Annotated in this window: 13 protein-coding genes; 8 read left to right on the top strand and 5 right to left on the bottom strand. The window is 53.0% G+C overall.

Translation table 11 applies throughout. From position 1 onward, the window contains the following. Positions 1-34 precede the first annotated feature (34 nt). Together I2G61_RS11350 and I2G61_RS11345 are read right to left on the bottom strand one after the other, a co-directional pair. Complete coding sequence (locus I2G61_RS11350) at positions 35-4,693, bottom strand: GGDEF and EAL domain-containing protein (RefSeq protein ID WP_195548287.1); 4,659 nt, start codon at positions 4,691-4,693, stop codon at positions 35-37. Between the two features lie 364 nt (positions 4,694-5,057). Then, entirely contained in the window at positions 5,058-5,639 is a 582-nt protein-coding gene (locus I2G61_RS11345) for an ATP-dependent Clp protease proteolytic subunit (RefSeq protein WP_072682982.1), read from the bottom strand. 154 nt (positions 5,640-5,793) lie between these two features. Here I2G61_RS11345 and gap point away from each other — a divergent pair, with 154 nt between their 5' ends. From gap to I2G61_RS11305, 8 genes are all read left to right on the top strand, one after another. Continuing rightward, positions 5,794-6,804 carry a type I glyceraldehyde-3-phosphate dehydrogenase gene (gene gap, locus I2G61_RS11340; protein WP_072682983.1) on the top strand — a complete coding sequence of 337 codons (1,011 nt, stop codon included), beginning with the start codon at positions 5,794-5,796 and terminating at the stop codon, positions 6,802-6,804. A 211-nt stretch (positions 6,805-7,015) separates the two neighbouring features. Next, the gene (locus I2G61_RS11335) at positions 7,016-9,103 is read left to right on the top strand and encodes a helix-turn-helix domain-containing protein (protein WP_195548286.1); all 2,088 of its coding nucleotides are present in this window, start codon (positions 7,016-7,018) and stop codon (positions 9,101-9,103) included. Continuing rightward, entirely contained in the window at positions 9,090-9,356 is a 267-nt protein-coding gene (locus tag I2G61_RS11330; RefSeq protein ID WP_072682985.1) for a DUF4339 domain-containing protein, read from the top strand. Before I2G61_RS11335 ends, I2G61_RS11330 begins: the two co-directional genes overlap by 14 nt. Positions 9,357-9,890: 534 nt before the next feature. Beyond that, entirely contained in the window at positions 9,891-11,627 is a 1,737-nt protein-coding gene (locus I2G61_RS11325) for an ATP-binding protein (protein ID WP_195548285.1), read from the top strand. Then, positions 11,624-15,025, top strand: a complete 3,402-nt coding sequence (locus I2G61_RS11320) for a leucine-rich repeat domain-containing protein (protein WP_195548284.1) — start codon at positions 11,624-11,626, stop codon at positions 15,023-15,025. Before I2G61_RS11325 ends, I2G61_RS11320 begins: the two co-directional genes overlap by 4 nt. Next, complete coding sequence (locus I2G61_RS11315; RefSeq protein ID WP_195548283.1) at positions 15,022-15,972, top strand: MoxR family ATPase; 951 nt, start codon at positions 15,022-15,024, stop codon at positions 15,970-15,972. The genes I2G61_RS11320 and I2G61_RS11315 overlap by 4 nt, the downstream gene beginning before the upstream one ends. After that, complete coding sequence (locus I2G61_RS11310; RefSeq protein ID WP_072682989.1) at positions 15,969-17,123, top strand: DUF58 domain-containing protein; 1,155 nt, start codon at positions 15,969-15,971, stop codon at positions 17,121-17,123. The genes I2G61_RS11315 and I2G61_RS11310 overlap by 4 nt, the downstream gene beginning before the upstream one ends. Before the next feature lie 10 nt (positions 17,124-17,133). Continuing rightward, positions 17,134-19,377, top strand: coding sequence for a transglutaminase family protein (locus tag I2G61_RS11305; RefSeq protein ID WP_072682990.1), 2,244 nt, complete (start codon positions 17,134-17,136; stop codon positions 19,375-19,377). A gap of 309 nt (positions 19,378-19,686) precedes the next feature. Here the strand turns inward: I2G61_RS11305 and I2G61_RS11300 are convergent, their stop codons facing one another. The 3 genes from I2G61_RS11300 to I2G61_RS11290 all read right to left on the bottom strand — a co-directional run bounded on the left by I2G61_RS11300 (position 19,687) and on the right by I2G61_RS11290 (position 22,724). Further along, the gene (locus I2G61_RS11300) at positions 19,687-20,835 is read right to left on the bottom strand and encodes a MupG family TIM beta-alpha barrel fold protein (protein ID WP_195548282.1); all 1,149 of its coding nucleotides are present in this window, start codon (positions 20,833-20,835) and stop codon (positions 19,687-19,689) included. 113 nt (positions 20,836-20,948) lie between these two features. After that, positions 20,949-22,067 (bottom strand): aldo/keto reductase, encoded by a 1,119-nt coding sequence (locus tag I2G61_RS11295; RefSeq protein ID WP_072682992.1) that lies wholly within the window; start codon positions 22,065-22,067, stop codon positions 20,949-20,951. 60 nt (positions 22,068-22,127) lie between these two features. Then, complete coding sequence (locus tag I2G61_RS11290) at positions 22,128-22,724, bottom strand: recombinase family protein (RefSeq protein WP_072682993.1); 597 nt, start codon at positions 22,722-22,724, stop codon at positions 22,128-22,130. Positions 22,725-22,833 lie beyond the last annotated feature (109 nt).

The following is a 22,833-nucleotide window of genomic DNA, read 5'->3' as shown; positions in this document are numbered from 1 at the left end:
CGGCCATTCCTCTCTTTCACCTCTGAAAATCAAATTATTCCCAATTCTTATTGAATAACGTGCGGAAATCACCCACCGGCATCGGCTTGCCATAGAAATACCCTTGCCCCAAACTGCATCCCAGCTGCCGCAGTTTATCCCGCTGCGCTTCGGTTTCGACCCCTTCGGCGATGACGCTGACCCCCAGCTGATGACACATGGAAATGATGCTGGCAACGATGATCTGATTCTGCGCGGAATCGACCAGTCCCTGAATCAGACTGCGGTCCAGTTTCAGGACGTCGAAATCCGCAACCGTCAACATGCTTAAATTGGTGTATTTTGTCCCGAAATCATCCAGGGAAATTCGCAGATGCAGCCGTTTCAACGATTGAATGACCGTGCGCAGCGTTTCCTTTTCAATTTCACCGACCGTTTCAGTGATTTCAATTTCAATTAACGAAGGATCGAAATCATAGCGCGATAAAATTTTCTCCACCTCCAGCGCCATGTTTTCTTCCAACAAGGTCAGGCGTGAGAAATTTAACGACAACACCGCGGCATTCCGGCTCTGCCGCTGCCGGCGCTGCTGCATCCGGCAGACCTCGTCGAGGACAAACAAATCAATGACCCGAATCAGATGTTCGTTTTCCAGCACCGGGACAAAGCGCGCGGGCGGAATCACACCCATCTGCGGATGCAGATAGCGGATCAAGGCTTCCCCACCCAGGATCCGTCCGCTTTCCAAGTCGGCTTTTGGCTGGATATAGACGGTGAACCGGTTTTCTTTGAGCGCCTCCATCAGCTGTTGATAGGTCTCCGGCCGGTAATGCTTGGACAGATTGTAAGTCGTTTTATAATAATTCTGCTTGGCGATATACATCAGCTGATCGGCATGATTCATCAAGGCGCTGACGTCCGGCTCGTCCCCGCTCCAGCTGCTGCCCATCGACACGCCGTTGACAATGATCGTAAACGCGTTTTTCAGCCGGGCCAGCCGCTGCTGGAATTCCGTGTGCGAAATATTCTCGTAGACAGCGATGAATTCGTCGCCGCCTAAGCGGAATAACTGCTCCGGCCGGGCATGCAGATTCAGAATCCGCGCCAGTTCGATCAGAACCTGATCGCCATAGTGATGCCCATACAGCTCGTTGAGCTGCTTCAGTCCGTTGACGTCGCAGACCAGAACGCCCGCCTGCGATAAGGGATGCTGCTGCCAATGCTGGAGCTGCTCGACATACCGGTTGCGGTTGCCCAGCCCCGTCAGCGGATCGTGATAGCTCATAAACCGCAGCTGTTCCACCGCCTGATATTTAAGCAGTTCACTGACCAAAAAGGCGATCAGCGATTCCGCAAAGCTTAAATCCTGTCCCTGCGCCGACGGATTGACGATGGCGCAGCAGCCGATAATCTTCTCCTGGGAAAGCAGCGGCACCGCAAGCAGCGACCGCACACCCAGCCGTAAAAACGTGCGCACCAGTTCGGCGTTCTGACTCTTCAAGGCGTCGATATCCACTAAGACATAGGCGTCGTGCGCATGAAAATAGGTGTACCCCGGTTCCAGCAGCACTTCCGCCAGATTGTTCCAGACTTCCTTGAACGAAGGCAGCGGCGTCTTCATCCACTCGTAAACCGGAGGCGTTTCCTGCAAAAAGCTGAGCACGACCCGCTCCGCCGCGTAATATCGGCCGATACCGGTCAGGCTTTCCTCTATCGCCTGACTGACGGAATCCGCGTCGACGATCTGGCGCACATGCTCAAGCAGCGCGTTGCCTCGCTCCAGCTGCAATGACAGTTCCTTGCTTAAATGATTGTGTTCAGCGATATCCATCGCAAATTCCATCCGCGCAGTCCGGCCCTGCCACTGGATCAGCTTATCTTTGACGATGAAATCCCGGTTCATCAGCTCGTTGGTATGCTCCCAGACATAATATTCGTTGAATTTCAGCTTGTCGTTGGTGCAGAACGGACACGGCGTATCGCGGCCCTGCAGCACCTTATAACATTTCTTGCCGATGTAGTCGTCGATGATATTGAGATCTTCTTTGATCGTCCGGTTGATGAATAACAATTCGTAAGTCTTTGGATCGCTGACATAGATCACGTCGTTTAATTCCTCAAGCAGCTGCGAGGTCAGATGTTCTTCCAGCCCCGGCGCTGCTGCGATCACCGGCATTTCCGTGCGCAGCTCGTCGATTTCGGTACTGTTGACCGTCCAGCTTTCCTGCTTCATCGAAGGCAGGTAAAACTGCACCTGATTCTTGCCCTGACGTTTGGATTGATAGAGCGCGATGTCTGCGTTCTGATAGAGCTGATAGAAATAAGTTCCGTCCTTGGCATAGAAAGAAACGCCGATGCTGCAGGAAACGCTGTCGTCAAACAACGCCGCCAGCTTTTGACACAGCTGTCCTGCTTTTTCCCGTACGATCTGTTCCGTCTTGCAGTTTTTCATCAGAATCGCGAATTCATCGCCGCCGATCCGGCCCAAAACATCATCGCCGCGGAAAACCTCGCGGATCTGCCGGGCAATTCGGGAAAGCACCTGATCACCATAGAGATGGCCGAAGGTATCGTTAATTTTTTTAAACTCGTCGATATCCAGAACCAACAGCGCGTGCATTGCCTGGGGATCGTTTTCCAGCACCGACTGAATCTGAGCTTCAGAGGAGCCTTTGTTCAATAAGCCGGTCAGCGAATCTCGCTGGGATTGATATTGCAGGATCAGCTCATGTTTCTTTTCCTTATCAATATCGCGGATAAAAAACAACACCTTCAGATGCTGGGTCGCCGGATCCTGAATGATATGCGCAGTCGTTTCCACCCATACCATCTGGCGTTTTTCCGACAACCGGCGATATTGCAGCGTGATTTCCCGCTGTTCCTGATTAAACGCGGCTTTCAAAGCGTCCCGGCTGAACGTCGAAAGAAACGTCAGACGGTCGTCGGGATGGATCTGCTGCCGGGCGATGCGGCGCTGGAACTGATCGTAAGGCGTCCGCAGCGCGTCGTCGATCAAAAAGCCCCAGTCGCCGCTGATTTTTTCCACAAGATTGTCGCACAGATTGATCTCAATCATCAGACAGGCGCCGGCCGCGATGGCCTTGCGGTACTGCTGCTCCTTGGCGTAAGCCAGTTCGGCATCTTTCTGCAGCGTGATGTCTTCAATGATGCCGACGGCCTGTTCCGTCTGACCAAACTCGTCGGGCAGCATGACCAGCGTTAGCTGCGACCAGTGCACGATGTTGTCCTGATTGCGGTTTTTAATAATGCAGCTGACGCGTTCCTCTCCCTGACGCAGCCGGTGAATCATCGCGAGGAAAGATTCCCCGAAGGGCGGCAGGATCAGTCCGCGGTCGATAAAATATTCCGGATTGACGGCGGTGTCTGGAAAATTGTAGCGGGCGCAGGCTTGCGGCGTACCGAGAATCTGATTGGTTTTAAAGTCATAATCAAACAGCACGCAGCCGACCTGTTCAAGAGCTTTCGTCATCCTCTGCTCGTTGATCGCGATGTTCAATTCCCGCTGCTTGCCCTCGGTGATGTCGAGCACAACGCAGTTGATCGTCTGGACGCTGCCGGTCAGCGCGAAAGAAGCATAGACCATCAGAAATAAAATGCCGGTTTTTGTCGGAACCCGCAGCTGATAGTGCAAGCCGGGCAAGCCGGCGGTGAAGGCTTCTTTGATCTGGGCTAAAACGGCATTTCGGTCATCGGGATGAACCATCCGGATCCATTCGTTTTGATAACGCTGACGGATTTCATCTTCCGAAGTCTGAAGCAGCTGATAAAACCGGCGGTTGCCGTAAAGCAGGGTCTGCGCGTCGTCGAGCTGAAGCAGGCAGATTCCACCCGGCAGATTGTCCGTTAACATCGCCATCTCATCGTTGCGCTGGCGCAGCTGACGAATCTGCGTCTCCAATTCAGCCTGACGTTCTTTCACAGCGTGGATATCGGCAAATCGAAGCAGGATCGCGATGCGGCCCTGATCTGTCAGAAAGCGGTAGCCCTGACATTGCCGCCACAAAGCCGTTCTGTCCCTGCGCACAAACCGCAGAGGCATCTGAAATTCATCGCCATGCTGAAAGGCGTCTTCACATTGGGTTTTCATCGTTCCGACATCGTCGGGAACCAGGATCAGATCAAGCTGATTCCGACAATGAGCATAGAATTCTTCGTAGGTGAATCCGAGTTGCTTCAGCAGCGGGGAACTGATATAAAACAACGGCATGTTGGCTTCCAGATACACGCCGGCCATCTCCGCCTGCAGCGCCGGTTCCGCCATTGTGAACGGCCGCGGATGGGCAGTGAAAAGTTGCGGCTGCGGCGAGAAGACCCGCGAGGCAGGCAGATCGAGGTCCAGCCGCACATAGACGGGCCGGGGTAGTTCTTCCAACGTTGCCCGCAGCTGCAGACAGGCGATCTTCCCGTCGGGATAGTCCAGCTCAAAGGCGGCGAACAGGGCGCAGAGATGGGGCTGTTCGCGCAGGACTTCCAGACTGATCCAGCGGATCTGCACAGGCGGGAGGGTCTGTTTATAGTAGCGGTTTAACGACAAAAGCAGATCGTCGCGGCCGGCAATCATGTCCGGATAGAGCCCGCGGCAGATCAGCGCTTCGCTCAACGCTTCCTTCAATGCCGGCCAATCCCGGCAAAGAAAGACGGCGTCCACTAATTGTTCAAAGGCTTCACGTAATTTAACTGTATTTTTTTCCATGATCGGTTTGCCTCATTTTCGATATCCGTGCGAGTTTGATTCTTATTTAATAATATAAGGATAGCATAACCCCGGGGCAAAAACCAGCGCGGGGTCAGCGGCGGACAGCGAATTTTCGGGAGCGGCAGGGGGTGGATAAAAAAACGGGCAGACTGAGGGTGGGCAAACCGGTCTTGAGCGGCAAAGTTTCGCTTCACTCGCCTTGAATTCAAACGATGGGAAAACAGGCGGAAATCAGTCGGATCGAAGGAAGCGGCAAGAACCGGCCATAACATAAAAAAAACGTCCGCAGAGAACCTGCGGGCGATTTAAGAGACCGGTGGATGGGAAACGGGGATTGGAAATTCGTGCAATCTTCGCAGCGTTATTTTTGTTTATGCACCAGATCGTCGATCAAACCGTAATTCTTTGCCTCTTCGGCGCTGAAGTAGCGGTCGCGGTCGCTGTCTTCGCTGATTTCCCGCAAACTGCGGCCGGTGTCGCCGGCTAACAGTGTATTTAAGCGCTGGCGGATCTGCAGGATATGCTCGGCGGCAATCTTGACGTCGGCGGCCTGTCCCTGGACGCCGCCCAGGGGCTGGTGAATCATGATTTCACTGTTGGGCAGGGCATAGCGCTTGCCGCGGGTTCCTCCGGCTAACAGGACGGCGGCCATACTGGCAGCCATGCCCATGCAGATCGTCGATACGTCGCAGCGGATCAGCCGCATCGTATCGTAAATCGCCAGCCCGGCGCTGACGCTGCCGCCAGGGGAATTGATATACAGCTGGATATCCTGAGACGACCGCGAGGCCAGGTATAACAGCTGCGCGCACAGGCTGCCGGATACCGTGTCGTCAATCGGCGAGGTCAATAAAATGATCCGCTCCTTCAACAGACAGGAGATCAGATCGTAAGCCCGTTCGCTGCGGGCGGACTGTTCAATAATCGTAGGAATTAAGGTCATGGAGAAGACTCCTTTCCTTTTACAGTATGCCAGAATTCAGCGGATCAATACCTCGATGAAAAAAAATTGTAAAACCGTCAAGTGAAGTCATTCACAATTGACATTTTATGCCTTAAACACTATAATTAAGTCGTGTCATAAGGAGGTCTATAAAATGACAGTAAAAGTTGCGATTAATGGTTTTGGACGCATCGGACGTCTTGCTTTCCGCCAGATGTTTGTAGCCGAAGGTTATGAAGTTGTAGCCATCAACGATCTGACAAGCCCTAGAATGTTAGCTCATCTGTTGAAATATGATTCAGCTCAGGGCCCTTTCACAGGACATACAGTTGAAGCGAAGGAATCTTCGATCGTTGTCGACGGACACGAAATCGAAATCTATGCGAAGGCTGACGCGAAAGAACTGCCTTGGGGAGAACTGGGCGTTGACGTCGTTCTGGAATGCACAGGCTTCTATACATCGAAGGCAAAGGCTTCCGCTCATATCGAAGCCGGCGCGAAGAAAGTCGTCATTTCCGCTCCTGCCGGAAACGATCTGCCGACGGTTGTCTTCGGCGTTAACGAAGGCGTTCTGACAAAGGAAGATACCGTAATTTCCGCGGCTTCCTGCACCACGAACTGCTTAGCTCCAATGGCGAACACATTGAACAAATACGCTCCGATCGTCAGCGGCATCATGACGACAGTTCATGCTTACACAGGCGATCAGATGACTCTGGACGGCCCTCAGCGTAAAGGTGATCTGCGTCGTGCTCGCGCGGCTGCGATCAACATCGTTCCAAACAGCACCGGCGCTGCCAAAGCAATCGGTCTGGTTATCCCGGAACTGAACGGCAAGCTGATCGGCTCTGCTCAGCGTGTACCGGTTCCGACAGGCTCCACAACGCTGCTGGTTGCGGTTGTTAAGGGCAAAGATGTTACAAAAGAAGGCATCAACGCTGCGATGAAGGCTGCTTCCAACCCGTCTTTCGGATATACGGAAGAAGAACTGGTTTCCAGCGATATCATCGGTATCACGTATGGTTCCCTGTTCGATGCAACACAGACCATGGTTACCAAGATTGACGACGATACTTATCAGGTTCAGGTTGTTTCCTGGTATGATAACGAGAACAGCTACACAAGCCAGATGGTTCGTACAATCAAATACTTCGCTGAACTGTAAGAGCGAAAGTCAAAGGCATAAAGAAAGCGGCTTTTCCAAAGTCGCTTTTTTTGCGCTTTTTTGTGGAAAAAAATAAAAATTTGACAGGAAATCCCCGGTAAAAACGGACTTTGCGGTCCACAGCGGTTGACAATCGGAGTGAAAACAGGGATGATATTAATGGATTTTTATGGCCCTTTTTATATCACAACAGAGGAAAGGAGTGCTGGACATGAATAAGCTGCCTGAGAAATTAACACAGCTAAGAAAATATAACGGGTTTTCACAACAGACTGTCGCCGAGAAAGCGCAGGTTTCGGTTCTGGATTATATGGCATGGGAGAACGGAAGAGCGATTCCGGATGTGGATCATCTGATCTTATTAGCGGAATGCTTCAATGTCAGTCTGGATGAGATGGTCCGCAACGAAGCAGTGAAGCTTCCGGAAAAGGATCTGCATGAAACACTGGATATTCCATTTATGAAGAAGCCGGAGGAGGAAGTGCCTGCCCCCCCACTGATCAACGAGCCGATTCCGCCGCAGGAAAAGCTGGGTCAGACGCGCGTCATTCCGGCCGTGAAAGATCTGGAGAAGACCAAACCGCTGAACGTTGTTAAAGAATCCCCGGTATCGCCGCATGCCGCCGGTACAGCCCGGCCGAAACCCGGACCGGCCAGCGTCAAAAAGAAGAAACAGACTCAACTGATCGGCGCGGCTGTGGGGATCGGATTAGGCGTGCTGCTTCTGATTCTGGCGCTGAACGGCTTGAGTGGCGGAAAAAAGGAGAACGTCACCAACATCATGACCGCGGAAAATCGGATTGCGGCGGGCGAGGAGTTCACGCTGGTGCTGAATACCGACGGGACGGTGAAAGGCCAGGGCAGCAACGACGAAGGTCAGCTTGACGTCGGCAGCTGGGCGAACATCACCTCCATCAAGGCGGGAGCACGGCACAGCGTCGGCTTGAAGAAAAACGGCACGGTCGTCGCGGCCGGCAGTTCCCGGCAGCATCAGACCGAAGTCGGTGAATGGAGCGGGATCACGGCCATTGCGGCAGGTGAAAATCACACGTTGGGATTAAAAAAAGACGGGACTGTTGTCTGTACTGGCGACAACAGCGCTAAACAATGTGAAGTTTCTGAATGGAAGGACGTTGCGAAAATCGCCGCGGGCGGAGATATCAGCGTCGGCATTACCCGGGAAGGAAAAGTCCTGACCGCTGGCAGCAGCGCGGATGTATCCTCCCTCACCGACGTGCAGAATGTCGTGATCAGCGGCGAAACGTTGTTGATTATAAACAAGTCCGGAGGCCTTGACTGCATCCCGGGCAAAACCGGCGTCTGTCCGGCGAAGACGCCGTCGAACATCACGATGGCCGCTGCTTCCGCAGAGCACGTCCTGCTGCTTGGCAGCGATGGCACGGTGAGCGCCGAAGGCGATAAGGAATACGGCCGGCTGGAAGTTGAAGCATGGAAAGATGTGATCGCGGTTGCCGCGGGAGACAAGCATTCCGTCGGTTTGCTGAAAAATGGCAGTCTGGTTGCATCCGGAGATAACAGCCGCGGTCAGAGCGAAATGAACGATAACCACGAAGAAGAAAAACAGCTGGAGGCGGTTAAAAATATCACGATCAGTCAGACTGGAGATCAGATCAAAATCAGCTGGGATAAAGTGGAAAACGCGGATTACTATGAAGTCAGCGCCGCTTTGAAAAAGGAATATTCGGCCAAGATCGACGGAACTTCCGTTTCCTTAAATGGAAATTTATTCGAGGATGGCAAGCAGGTGACTTTCAGCATCGTCGCGTATTCGCGACAGGATGGTTTCAAGCCGTCGGAAGCGGCAACGCAGGTTTTCAATTATTTCGCTCCGACCGCTACGCCGTCGCAGACGCTTGCTTCCGTCGCTAACGTCAAGATCAGTCAGGACGCCAACAATGTCCGAATCAGCTGGGATGCGGTGGAGAATGCCGATTACTATGAAGTCAGCGTTACCAATCAAAACGGCTATCATGAGAAAGTCAGCGGGACCTCGGTTACGCTGCCCAACAGTTCCTTTGAGGATGGCAGACAGGTAACGATCACGATCATCGCCGGATCCAACAGCACGCTGTATGAGAATTCGGTGGAATCCGTTACCAATTACAATTATATCGCGCCGACTCCGACCCCAACGCCGACCCCAACGCCAACCCCGACGCCAACGCCAACGCCAACGGTGCTTCCGTCGCCGTCAGAATCATCGGAGCCGACGGCGACTCCGGAGGATGGGGGTCAAGGCGCAGATCAGGAAAGCGAGGATAATCATGGAAACGAATAATCGCTGGTATGTGCGCAGAAAAGATGGAAAGAAAGATGGCAGTTTCTCTGACGCGGAGCTGGCTGCTTTGATCAGTAAGGGGATCGTCGAGCCGGAGGATGAAATCTGGACGATGAAGATGACCGACTGGATGGCATTGAAAGATTCCATTTACAGTTTCTATCTGCCGCGTGAAGAAATGCCGTTCGTCCTGGAAGACACTGAAGTAGCGTTACAAACGGAAGTTCAATCCGCAGCTGACGAACAAGTTTAAGAAGCATAAAGAAAAACCGATTTCTGGGTGAAGGAACCGGTTTTTTTTATTGGGTGAGAAAAGAGAGACGAGCGTTAAACATTACAGCTCTGTGTGGGAAACCGGTGTTACATGTCAGGGTCGTTGTTCCGCTGATCCTTTAAAATGAACAGACAGTTCAACAGGCTTAACGTATCAGTGTCGGCCAGATCCAGTCCCCAATCTTCCCGGAGTTTTCCAATTCGGTAGAAAGCCGCAAAGCGGTCAGGCTGGAACGGAGCTGCCTGGCCGTTCTTTCAAGCCGCTGCGTATGGACTGTTGCCCCGGAGTATAGAATTTGTTTAACACAAACAGTTCCTGATGATTTCCACGTTCCACGATGTCGCCGTTACGCATAATCAGGATCTGATCGGTGCTTTAAAGGGGGAACATCAGGGCCTGTTTGCCCGGGATTGGAGTTCAAACAACGGTCAGGAGAATAAGAATTGTCCAAAACGGGTTGAATCTTGACCAAATTAGTTGCTTTTCTATACTTCTTTAAGGAATGATGTTAAAATGAAAACGATAACAATTTACTTGCCGAAAGAGGGTAAGATGACGATGGGGACGCTTTTGACAAAGCTTGAGCCAGCCTTGATGCTGGGATTATTTTTTCTTGCGGAGCTGCTGGCCGCGCTTTTTCTGTTGTCTGTATGGCAACGCTTACAGGTAAAGCAAAAGCAGGACAAGATCGAAACCTCTGCCCGGAATCAGGGCGACGCTCTGCTCTTAAAACAAACGAAAGCGGCGCTGCTGACGCTGCGTTTAAGCGACAAGATGCCGCTGGCGGCGTCCAGCGGTCTCAGCGCGCTTACGGGACTTTCATTTTCAGAGCTGAAGAGCGATATTCGAAAGCTGATGGACATTGGCGATCCTGCGGAAAGCCGGGCTTTTTTAAAACGTTACCAGAACTGGGACGGGACTGCGCTGCTCCATCAGCAATTTCAGACAGTAAATTCCAATCGGTGGCTGCGGTTGACGGTACAGCGCAGCGAGGATCAGACGGCTGACATCTTTCTGTTTGAAGACTGGACGGAAAATCATGAAACGATGCGGGCATTGGAAGTTCAGCTGGAAGAAGCCGAGGCCGCCAGCCAGTCGAAAACGACGTTCCTGTCCAAGATGAGTCATGAAATCCGCACGCCGATGAACGGCATTGTCGGCATGCTGACGCTGGCTCACCATGCGCTCGACGAAAACGCGCCGGCCATCGTTTATCTGCACAAAGCGGAAGAATTAGTTCAGTATATGCTTTCCCTGATCAACGATATTCTCGACATGTCGCGCATTGAAGCCGGGCGGATCGAGCTGGAAGAAAAAGAATTCGACATTCAGGATTTAGCGGAAAAACTGCGCAGTCTGTTTCAGAAAAATGTGGAGAACAAAGGCGTGCAGTTTATTGTCGAGCTGCTGGATTTTGACGTGCATAATTTAATCGGAGATGAACTGCGAATTTCGCAGGTGGTAATCAATTTTATCTCCAATGCCGTAAAATTTACCGAGCATGGGGAAATCCGCGTAACCTTCCGTCAGATGCAGCGCTTAAACGGCCGGCTGGATCTTTTAATCCGCGTCCATGATACGGGAATCGGCATGGATCCGGAGTTTATCAGCCATCTGTTTCATCCATTTGAACAGGAAAGCACGGAAGTTACGAAAAAATACGGCGGCTCGGGTCTGGGGATGGCGATTACTGATCAGCTTGTACAGCTGATGGGCGGCGAAATTGTCGTTGATACGACGCCGGGACAGGGTACGGATTTTACAGTCCTGCTGAACCTGCCGATCGCCGCGGATCAGACCGTGAAAACCAGACGTGTGCCATCGCCGGCAGCCGCTTCCGGAACCACCTCGCTGCAGGGGCGGCACTTCCTGATGGCTGAAGATAATGAAATCAATGCGGAAATTGCCGAAAGCATGCTTGAAATGGCAGGAGCATCGCTGGATATTGCCCGGGACGGCGCGCAGGCGGTCGCGATGTTTGAAAGTCATGAACCGCATACGTACGACGCAATTTTAATGGATATCCAGATGCCGGTGATGGATGGAAGAACGGCGGCCCGGACCATCCGCGCTTTACCCCGCGAGGATGCCCGCCAGATTTTGATTTACGCTCTTTCCGCCGACGCTTTTGTCGAGGATCAGCGCGCTTCGCTGGAAGCCGGGATGAATGGACATTTTTCCAAGCCGATCAATTTTGAAGAAATGCAGAAAACACTGGCTGACGCGCTGAAAACGAGGGATTACCTATGAACGATAAAAAACAAATAAGATTGCGAATCGGGCTGACGGTTGTCGGCATCGCGGCGGGGATCATCGCCGGTTTGGCACTGTGGAAAATCTATCAGGCCGGCAGCCTGTTTGATCCTTCCCGGATTTCGCTGAACGAACGATTTCAGGAGAACCCAATTCAGTTCTCCGATCAGGAACAGCTTGGCACACAGGCAGGCGGTGAAAATGATAACGATCTTTTAAAGCAGGATCCGGACGCTGAGAATACGCAGAAACCAAAACAGAATCCCGGGGTCGCCGATACGCTGCAGAAAACGGAAGCGAACGATGCTCATCAGCTGGTCATCGGCGGGGAAGGGCAAGGCGCGCAGGTCGTGATCGATCCGGACAGCGAGCATGTAATCGTTAAGCCCGATGGCGGTCATCAAGGCGGGAGTGTGCCTGACCATAAACCGGAACCTGAGCCGGTTGTCGATCCCGATCCGGTGCCTGAGCTGCCGCCGGACATCTTTGAACTCTGGGGGACAAAGCCGTTTCCGGAAGAGGGAATTTCGCAGGGAAGCGATCAGAAACTCGAAGTCAACGTCTATGAAGGAGATCTCAGCCTGATTTATTATGGCGCGGTATTGGACGACTGGAAATTGTTATGTGCTGCGAATTTTTATATTTTTGAGGGCGGCGAGATCTACCGGATTGAAGCTTATGGCGAAAATTTTGAAATTGGCGATTATCCGCCGGTCGCGCTTGAGGACTTTACAGTAGCGTTCCGGATCCGGCGGAATCCGCAAAGTCCCTGGCAGACGATCACGGTCGACTATACGATCCAGTCCTATAAGATTTTTGTTCAAAACTGGCAGGCGGGCGATTATCTGACTACCTACAGTCCGGGCCAGAAGATCAATCTGATTCATTATTATCACTCCATGCTGCCGCAGGAAGGCCCGCTGAAGACCTTATTCTTAGGTTGGTCGCTGGATGGGAAAACTGCGGTCAATCCGTTGTTTGTCCCGGATCATGCCGGCCGGCAGGTACTTGTTCCGCTGCCGCTGGCAGAGCTGGACGCCAATCAGGAAATATCTTGGCAGCAGGATTTTGATGAAAATTCTTTTGCCTATTTGGAATATGTGCAAACGCTGACCGGACTTGTCCAACCGGCAGAACAGCTGAGCGTGTCAGAAGGCGTGCAGTGGGTTGATCTTTCGGCTTCCGTCGATACGGTTTCATTGCCGAAGTCCGTGTATAAAATCAGCAATCAGAAACTGACGCCGCGCTTTGCCTGGAGCGTGGATGCGGGAAATCTGTATCTGAGTTCAGAAGATGGTCTGCTTTACAACAAAGCGAAAACCCGCCTGCTTCAGATCCCGTTATCCCGCACGGAAATAACGCTGGACGAGCAAGTCGAGGCGGTAGAACTCACGACGGGAAATCACATTCAGCGGCTGATTCTGACCTCTGATCAGCCAGTGGAAATGGATCTGAGCCAGCTTCACGGCGCGGAAATTGTAGTGCCTTCGGGAACGGAGTGGCGGTATTTGTCCCGCTGGGGCAGTCAGCTTGCCGATAATCAGCTGGTCCGCGACGATGGCCAGGCGATTCGGTATCGGGTTGAAGGTGAAGCGCTGCTTTCGGAAGACGGTACGCAGCTGTTAAGCATGCTTGCCAGCGCCGAGGGGATTGTAAGAATTCCTGAGGGCGTCGTTGAAATTCTGCCAGGCGCCTTGGAAAATCTGGAAAACGTAGAACTGCTTCTGCTGCCCGCAAGTGTAAGCCAGTTGGATTCCGCGAGTATAACGGCGAATATTCCGCAGATCGTGTGTCTGGGCGAAGCGCCGGAAATTCAGCCGGACAGCTTTACGGATCTGACCGCGGTCAGCGCCTGGGTCAGCGAAGCTCAGGCGGAGAGCTATCGCAGCCGCTGGGCGGCACTGCTGGAGAAGCAGCCGCAGATGCTGCGGACCGCCGCAGAGCTGAGCGTCAAAGCGGAAGGCAACTTTGAAATTCTGACGCTGGACCAGGAACGGATTCTGTTAAGCGCGGAAATGTGTCCGACATTCTTAAGCGCCGGGGACTGGCCGCAGGGAATTACCCGAATTGGCAGCCGGGCCTTTGCCGGCAACGCTGCGCTGTTTGCGGCGGAGATTCCGGAAAGCGTGGTAGCGATCGGCAGGCATGCTTTTGCCGACTGTCTTAAGCTGGAAGGACTGGTCAGCTTGAATCCGACCGCAATCACCGTGCAGGATCAGGCGCTGGAAGGCGCACCCAAACTGCATTTTGCGGCATTCAATGCCGGTCATGCGGAATTTGTCAATGACTATCAGCCTTCAATACCGGGGTTCGCGCCGGAAGATACCTATTTCAACTATGAATATCCCTATAGTTTCCATTACGCAAATCATCATTATTCTCTGGAACAGGTCGGGGAGACGGGCTTGTTGTATGGCTGGGGCGAAGATCTGGATCCCCAGGCACTGGCAGTTCTGCAGTCTACTTGGAATGCGGCTGGCGAAATTCCGCTGCTTCCGCATACGCGGGGGATCGACGAGGCGGCGTTTAAAGACTGCGCCAATCCGTTTACCTTAACAAATGGAGAAGAACTGACCTGGATCATGGATTCCGCGTTTGAAAATTCAGGGTACTCCGGAACGTTCATCTTGCCGGAAGGTCTGGAGTATATTGGAATCCGTTCCTTTTCGAATTGTGTGAATCTGGAAGCTGTCCGCTTTACCGGCAGCTCTCTGACGCAGATAGAAGATTCTGCATTTGAAGGATGCGTCTCGCTGGCGACAGTTGAATTTGCACAGGACAGCGCGATCGACATGATCAGCACAGCGGCTTTTGCCAATACGGCGTTAAAAACCATTGATCTGCCCGCCAGTCTGACGGCGTTGGGAACTGAAGTTTTCTATGGATGCACTCAGCTGAGTGAAGCGATTTTTCACAATCCGCAGCCGCCGACGCTGGTCGTGCCGAGCTACGCAATGCCATTTTATTTCGGCGACGCGCTGCCGGAAGATTTCCATGTCACATTGACCGATCCAGCCTGGACGCAAACGTATGTCGACCAGTGGAAAACACAATTAATGGGCTATGGAAGTCCGGATGAAATGACTGCCGGGGAACTGGATGAGGGCGAGCGGCGAGCCTGGCAGCTGTTTGGGGGACAATGGCCTGCGACCTCTTTGATGGAGCCCGCGGCGTCCCTCAGTCCCGAACCTTCTCCGGAAATAGAATCTGCGCCAGAATGGGATCCGGCAATTCCGACTCCCGAGGCAACAGCGCCCATTCCGGAATCAACGGCCGCACCGGATTCGATTCCGCCCAAAGCAATAGAGAACAATGATCCGGCGGTCATCCCGCCGTCGATTGAAGCAACGCCGCCATCAGAGGCAATACCGCAGACACAGGAGGGACAGTCATGATTATTGAACAATCGGAACAAATTATCCGCGAAGTTTCCAAAGCGTTTACCGGGAAAGATGAAATCATCCGCAAGGTGCTGATGACGATCTATGCCGGCGGCCATATCCTGTTGGAAGATTGCCCGGGCGTGGGAAAAACAACGCTGGCCCTGGCTTTTTCCAAAGCGCTGGGGCTGGATTATCAACGAGTTCAGTTTACGCCGGACACGCTGCCCTCCGATATCACTGGTTTCAGCATGTTCAACCGCCAGACGAATCAATTTGAATACCGTGAAGGCGCGGCTGCCTGCAACCTTTTGTTAGCAGACGAAATCAACCGGACGTCGCCGAAGACACAATCCGCGCTGTTGGAAGCCATGGAGGAACATCGCGTCACCGTTGATGGTGCGACGCATCGGCTGCCTGATCCGTTTATCTGCATCGCAACGCAGAATCCGTTGGGAACGACCGGCACGCAGCCGCTGCCGGAATCGCAGATGGACCGTTTCATGGTACGGCTTTCGATCGGTTATCCGGCAACGGAGGATCAGGTGCGGATTCTCAAAGCCCGCCGTTATGTGAACCCGCTCGATGAGATCCAGAAAATCGCATCCCGCGAGAATATCCGCGAGGTGCAGAATTATCTGACTTCCGTTCGGATTCATGACGATGTGCTGCATTATCTGATCCGCCTGTGCGAACGGACGCGCGAGCTGCCGGCGATTGAGCTGGGCGTGAGTCCGCGCGGTGTTTTGGCGCTGACGCAGATGACCAAAGCCCATGCGGTATTAATGGACCGCAATTATGCGCTGCCGCAGGATGTCCGCGCTGTGTTTAACGACGTCTGTGCGCATCGTCTGATTTTACGTCCGCAGGCCAGGGTAGAAGGAATTATGCCGAAGGCTTTGATGAATGCGGTCCTGGATGAAATTGCGCCGCCGCAGAAACCGGGAGGCGCCCGGGCATGAAGAAAAGCCGGCGTGCTTACGTCGTTTTCTTAATGACCTGTCTGCTTCTGACGTGGTTTTTCAGCAGCCGGCTTGTGTTTCTGATCCTGCTTCTGGGACTGAGTTTACCGGCGGTCCTGGCGATCTTGTTATTTCTGGATGTCAAACGGATGCGCTTTGAGGTCTGTCTGGATGGCAGCATTTTGCGGGGAGAAAAAACGTTCTATCGCATAATCGTCAATCGTTTTCCCCTGTTGGCCGCCGGCCAGCTGCATGTTCAGCTGACGGTTGAAAATCATCTGATTGGACAAATTCAAGAACAATCCGCGGTTTTTGCGCTGGATAAGAAACGGGAGGCCGCGGTCGAGTGGATTCCGGATTGCTGCGGCGAATATTCAATGAGCTGTCAGGCGCTGTGGGTCAGCGATCTGTTCGGTCTGTGCGCTTTCCGATTGCCTCCGCTGTCCAGCCAGAGCCTGACGGTTTATCCGCAGTCAGTGCCGGTCCAGTTAAAGATCACAAAGATGCCGCATGGGATTCTGGAAGGGGAAACCGTCTATGAAAACCGCAAAGGCAGCGATCCCAGCGAGGTGTTCGATCTGCGCGATTATCAACCGCAGGACGATATCCGTCAAATCCACTGGAAGCTTTCCAGTAAGCTCGATACGATGGTCGTCAAGGAAGCCAGTGATACAAGTCACTACGATACGATTTTGATGTTGGACGCCAGTCTGGAAAATCAGGAGCCGACAGTGCTTTCCGCTGTCGTGGAACTGGCGTTATCGTTCAGTCAGAAGCTGATCGAACAGGGTGTAGGTCATCAGGCGGTGTTTGCGGCAGAAAATCAGCTGGCGTCAAAACCGGTACGTTCAGTTCAGGACGGCGCTCAGCTGGCGGCATTCTGGATTCATCTGCGTCTGCCTTCAAGTCCGGGCAATGGCCTGCGCTTGTTCGCGGGCCTGGGGGATTGGAAGCAATACAATAAGATGATTTATGTGACGGCCGGGGATTTCCCGCGGATGCTGAATTCGCTGGATCCGCAGCTGGACGTGACGGCGATTACTGTCAGAGCGGATCAACAGACGATCCACATGAGTGAAAAAGGGCGCTGCCAACAGATTGAGCTGCCGCTGTCCGCATTGGACAACGCAGCCGTGCAGTTGATGATTTAGGAGAGAGAGCATGAGTGAAAAAGGGCGTCGGAAGAAAACCGAAAGAGAAATTGTTTACGCGATGGAGATTATCGCGGGTTTTCTTCTGCTTGCCGGTTTTGCCGCCCAGCTGGCTGTGATCTGCGCAAGACCAGTCAGCGGCCTTTGGGGTCCGTGGCTGGTTGGCGCCGCGCTGCTTGGATTGCAGGCGGGATTGACGAAAACCAGCCGGCTGCGGCTTTGCCGAAGCCTGTGGCTGGCATGGCTGGGATTGACGCTGCTTCTTTTGCCATGGCTGGTTTCCGGACTGGTGGCGTGCGTGAATGGCCTGATTCAGGCCTGGAATGTCTATGAGGAGGACGCCCGGAATATTCTGGCTAATCCCTTGTTAACACGTTTCTCTTATTCGATCTTTTTCACCGTCTTGATGAGCGGATTTGCGATTCTGATCTGGACATGGCGCAGCCATCCGGGCCGGATGGGACTGACCGTTCTGCTTCTGATGATGCCCGGGCTGCGGTTACGCTGTGTGTCTTCCTGGGCGATGGTGCTGATGCTGGCGGGGATTGCAGCTCTCTGGCTTCAATGGGTCAACGCGGCGTCTGTGGGAAAACGCTGGCTCTGGCTTGGCGTGATCAGCGCGCTGCTTCTGACATTCATCGGAAAGAATCAGGAATTAATGGAAATGACGCGGCTGCGGAAGGATCTCTTTGCCAATCTGGATACGCTGCGCTATGGTGGGGATTCCCTGCCGCAGGGCGATGTTTGGAAAGCGGATCGTTTATTAAGCGGGGAAGGAGCGACGCTGACGGTTACGACGGAGCAGCTGAAAACCTTTTATCTGCGCGGCTATATTGGCGGCCGGTATGAAGGGGGCCGGTGGCTGGCGCTGAAGAAAGCGGCCTATGCCGGAAGCAATGAAGGCATGTTAAAGTGGCTGGAAATGGAGAACTTCCCCGTCGGGGCGCAGTCAGCCGCAACGTTGAGGCTGGATCCGGATACCCCGCTGCAGGCAAATCGGATAGAAGTGGCCAATCACGGCGCAAATCGGAAATATTCCTACTTTCCTTATTCAGTGGAAGCAGACACTATAACAGGTTCAGTCCGCAGCTGGCTGGATATGGGCTATCATGCCAACGCTCTGTTGGGTTTTCGGCATGGGGAGTTTGTCGAATGGTCTGGCGATCAGCCGGGCGAACTGCTTCACGCCCCGGATTGGATAAAAGCACCTCAAACGGATGCGCAGCGTCAATACATTCAGGCTGAAGCCGTCTACCGTAGTTTTGTCTATCAGAATTATCTGGATGTCGATGCGGAAACTGAGTCGCTGATCCGCACTTTGTTTCTCAAGGAACCGATGAGCTCTCCGGGAATTTATGAGGCTGTGACGCGAATTCGGGATATTCTGGAAAAGCAGGTTCAATATGCCGAAACACCGCCGCAAACGCCGCAGTCAGCGGATCCGGTCCGCTGGTTTTTAAGCGAGAGCCGAACCGGCAATGCAGTGCAGTACGCCTCTGCGGCCGTCATGGCTTTTCGTGTTATGGGAATTCCAGCCCGTTACGCGGAAGGCTACCGGCTGACCAGAGAACAGATCAGCGCCGGGGGGATCGCAGAGCTGACCGCTCAGGACAGCCATGCCTGGTGCGAGGTGTATCTGGATGGCTTGGGTTGGATTCCTGTCGATGTAACTCCCGGCTGTTATTACGATACATTTGCATTGCTGCAGATGGCGGAACAACCGCAGGATATTGAAATGACGGCAGCCTTGAAGGACTCGGAAGATCCGGGCGAGCTGTTGGACGATCTCGCTTCCCAACCAACCGAACCCCAGACGCCGCTGCTTTCGCCAGTCAGCGGTGTTCTTGGAGCAATCCTGCTTTTGTGCGATTTTGTTCTGTTCTTGCTGATCGTGCTGGAAGTCCGGCGTCAGCTGCGGATAAGCCGCTGGCGGCGGCGTTGGAAAGACGCTTCGGCGCGGGATGAAATATTGTACAAGCTGATCGGCAGCTTGATGAAAGCTCTGGCAGTTCCTTATCAGCCTGGCTGGAAAGCTGAGCTTACCGCATGGAGGCTGAATCAGAAACTGCCGGGGATCGCGGAAGCGGATATTCTGCGGGCGCAGGCGTTGATTGAAAAGCTGATCTATGCTCAAGAGTCGCTGCAGCCCCATGAACAACGCGTCCTGATTTCTGTGATCGAACAGATTTACGCCAACCGGAAATCGCTGACAGGCAAAGAACGGCTGCGGCTGCGCTATCGCATCGCATTGTAAAAATTTAATAAACCGCAATCGGTATGGAGGACAAGCTGTCCCTGCCGGATTGCGGTTTTTTCGTGTTCTAGCTGCTTTCTCAGCGTTATCCACTGTCATTTCAAGCATTCTTTTTCTTTGTCTATTCTGCTCTATTTCATGAACAAGGAACAGAAAAAAGCAGCTTCAGAGTGTTCCTGAGAGCTGCTTGCGTAGTTTTTAAAGCATCCGTAAACCGGAAGTCTTGGCGAGTGAAAGGCGAAGGTCAGCGCCATCCGCGGGAACTGTCCGACAGGGAAAGCGGGGCCTTGTTCCATATTGCCTGGGAAATTACTCCTGATGCGTCTGTTCCTGACCCACAGTCGCATTCCGGATCTTTTCCGCTTCCACTAACCGGAAGGCAACCTTGCCATAACGGATCAGCGAGATCAGATTTTCCGCTAACATATCTACCTGTCCGATCACCGTGGCATATTCCACACCCGGCATGCTTTTTAAGGCAATCTGCAATTCGCCTTCATATTTGCCGGATAATTCGTTATCGAGGGTGATGCACAGTTTATCGCGATCCGATCCCGGATGAGCTGGGACATGTCCCAAGCCGCGGGTCTGCGTGGCGCGTAGGATGAATTCCGGCTGATCGCTGCGGGATTTCAGTACCACGTTCAAGAGCTTCTGACGCAGCTCATCATCCAGCCGGGAATTAAAGTAGACTGGAACGGAAACGCAATGATGATGTACGATTTCCTGAACCTGTTCCATTTCGGTGCGGGAAGGATTGCCATCGCCGAAAAAGATGTAATCGAACATCCCGGTTGCCGTCAGTTCCCCGGCACTTAAATAAGCCGGTTTGTAGCGGTGATTTTCCACCGTGCATAACCCGTGGCCATACCGGAATAACAGGTTGTCGGCGTCCAGCGAGTTGATGAATACCCCGGTACGGATGCCGCAGGCTTTAAACAGCTTCGCGTTTTTAAACGTGTCGGTAAACGACATGCCGGTGTCCGGATGCGGGAAGAAATTATGCACGGCGATGTAATTTTCAAGGTTGCCATGGCGCTGGATCGCCTTAATCCGATTGATCGGTTCCGCCTGCATCGACGCGTTGTCTTCGATCAATACGCCATCCTCGTTGCAGGTCATCTGCGCGACCAGCTCGTGATCTTCCTCAAAGCCGAAATCCAGACGGATGATCCGGATGCCAAGACGGACAAACGGCGATAAATCGTCCGGTTGGGCGCCGACCTGTTCCATGACGCGGCGATTAATGTCGACATGCAGCGTCAGCCCCAGCTTCCGGCATTCACCGATCAGCCATTGAAACGGCGGCTTTAACTGTGTCGGTCCGTTCCAGGCCTGGGGCGATTGGACGGTTGTATAGACCTGGCTGTAACCGAGCGTGACCGCCAGGTTTAATTGTTGTTTCATCACCGCTTCTGACTGCAGATGCGGGTAGAGAGAGATCCCTAAAAGACTCATGGTATTTTCCTCTTTCTTGTTTTTCCTTTCTCATTATAGCGCACTCCGGGTAAAAGAAAAAGGCGGACTTGATCCGGGTGATAATCCGGAACGCCTCCGCCGTAATTCTCAGCTTATTTTTCAAATTCCCGCACGACTTTTTCCATTTCCGTCGGGATGTCGATGTGCTGCGGACACTTGGTTTTGCATGCGCCGCATTTCTGACAATGGGATGCTTTCGCGGTGACGTCCAGCGCGTCGTAGCTTTCCTTTTGGGCCGCGTGGACATTGTAGACGTGAGCGGTATTTAACAGCCGGAAGTTTTTCGGAATGTCCAGGCCGAACGGACATGGCATGCAATAGCGGCAGCCGGTGCACGGCACCTGAATCCGGGCCTGGAACAGCTGGCGAGCCTGTTCGATGGTCGCTTGTTCTTCTGTGTTCAGCGGTTCAATTTCGCTGAACGTCTTGACGTTGTCGATGACCTGCTCCATCGTGCTCATGCCGGAAAGCACGGTCTGCACGTTGTCGTGGCCGCCGACCCAGCGCAGTGCCCAGGAAGCGTCGCTCCAATCCGGATGGACGCGCCGGAATTCCGCCTGGATTTCCTCCGGAACGTTCGCTAACATGCCGCCCTTGACCGGCTCCATGATCGTCATCGGGATATTTTTGGCTTTTGCCAGCCCGTAGCCGCGCAATCCCGCCTGAATCTCGGTGTCCATATAATTGAATTGAATCTGGCAGAAGTCCCAGTCGTAAGCGTTGAGGATTTCCTCAAAGACCTCATAATCGTCGTGGAACGAGAAGCCGATCCGGCGAACCTTGCCGCTGTCCAGCACGGATTTCAGATGCGGAAGCAGATTCATTTCCTTGATGTGCTCCCACCGCTCGCGGCTTAAGGCGTGAAGCAGATAAAAGTCGATGTAGGAGGTCTGCAGCTTGGTCAGCTGTTCCTCTAAAATCCGATCGAAATCGGCGATGTCCTTGCACATCCAGGTTGGTGATTTCGTGACCAGGTAGAAGCTGCCGCGGGGTTTGGTGGCGACCCACTGGCCGACGACTTCCTCGCTTTCAAAGTTGTGGTACGGATAGGCGGTGTCGATATAGTTGACGCCATGTTCGTAGGCGTAGTCGAGCATTTTCATCGTTTCCGGGCGATTGATTTTTCCATCTTCGTTGACGGGGAAACGCATGCAGCCGAAGCCCAGCAAGGAAGTCCGCGCCGGGATTTTCCCTTTTTCTCTGTATTTCATAACAATCCTCTTTCTATGATTCACAACGGCGTCCGCTGTTCAATCCATTTGTTAACTTCATTATACTGCATCGAGGTTCCGGATGTATTTATAAAACGTACTTTTTTTGATTTGCAGCTGATCTAAAGCCTGCTGCAGCGTGCATTCATGCCGCAGATAACGGGCGGCCACAAGGCTGAAGTTTTCCGGCGGGATGTAGCGGGGGCGGCCTAAGTGCTTACCCTTTTCCTTCGCGATCCGGATCCCTTCCGCCTGACGGGTCTTAATGTTGATCCGCTCATTCTCCGCGACAAAGCTGAGAATCTGGAGCACCAGATCGCTGATGAAACAGCCGACGAGGTTATCCGGGCGGCTGCGGGTATCCAATAGCGGCATGTCCAGCACGACAATCTGAACGTCCCGGCGTTTGGTCAAATCCGCCCATTCCTCCAGAATGGCCTGATAATTGCGGCCCAGCCGGTCGATACTTTTGATCACTAATAAATCCTGCGGCCGCAGAACTTCTTTTAACTGACGGTAAGCCTGACGGTCAAAATCCTTGCCGCTCTGCTGATCAATATAAAGCTGCGATTCCGTCAAGCCGAAAGCCTTTAATTCTTCAATCTGGCGATCCAGATTCTGACTTCGAGAAGATACTCGCGCATAGCCATAATTCACGTTTTTAATTCCTCCTTGACAAACGTTTGGCACGAAAGACAAAAACAGCTATCCCCTCCCTTGAATAGCTGAAATTGTCTGCCGTTTATAAAGGTACACCTTTATAAAA

It is taken from the genome of Holdemania sp. 1001095H_141210_F2, from assembly GCF_015558105.1.
GTDB lineage: Bacteria > Bacillota_I > Bacilli_A > Erysipelotrichales > Erysipelotrichaceae > Holdemania.
The sequence above is the reverse complement of the archived record's forward strand: the minus strand, read 5'-3'. Positions and strand labels throughout refer to the sequence as shown.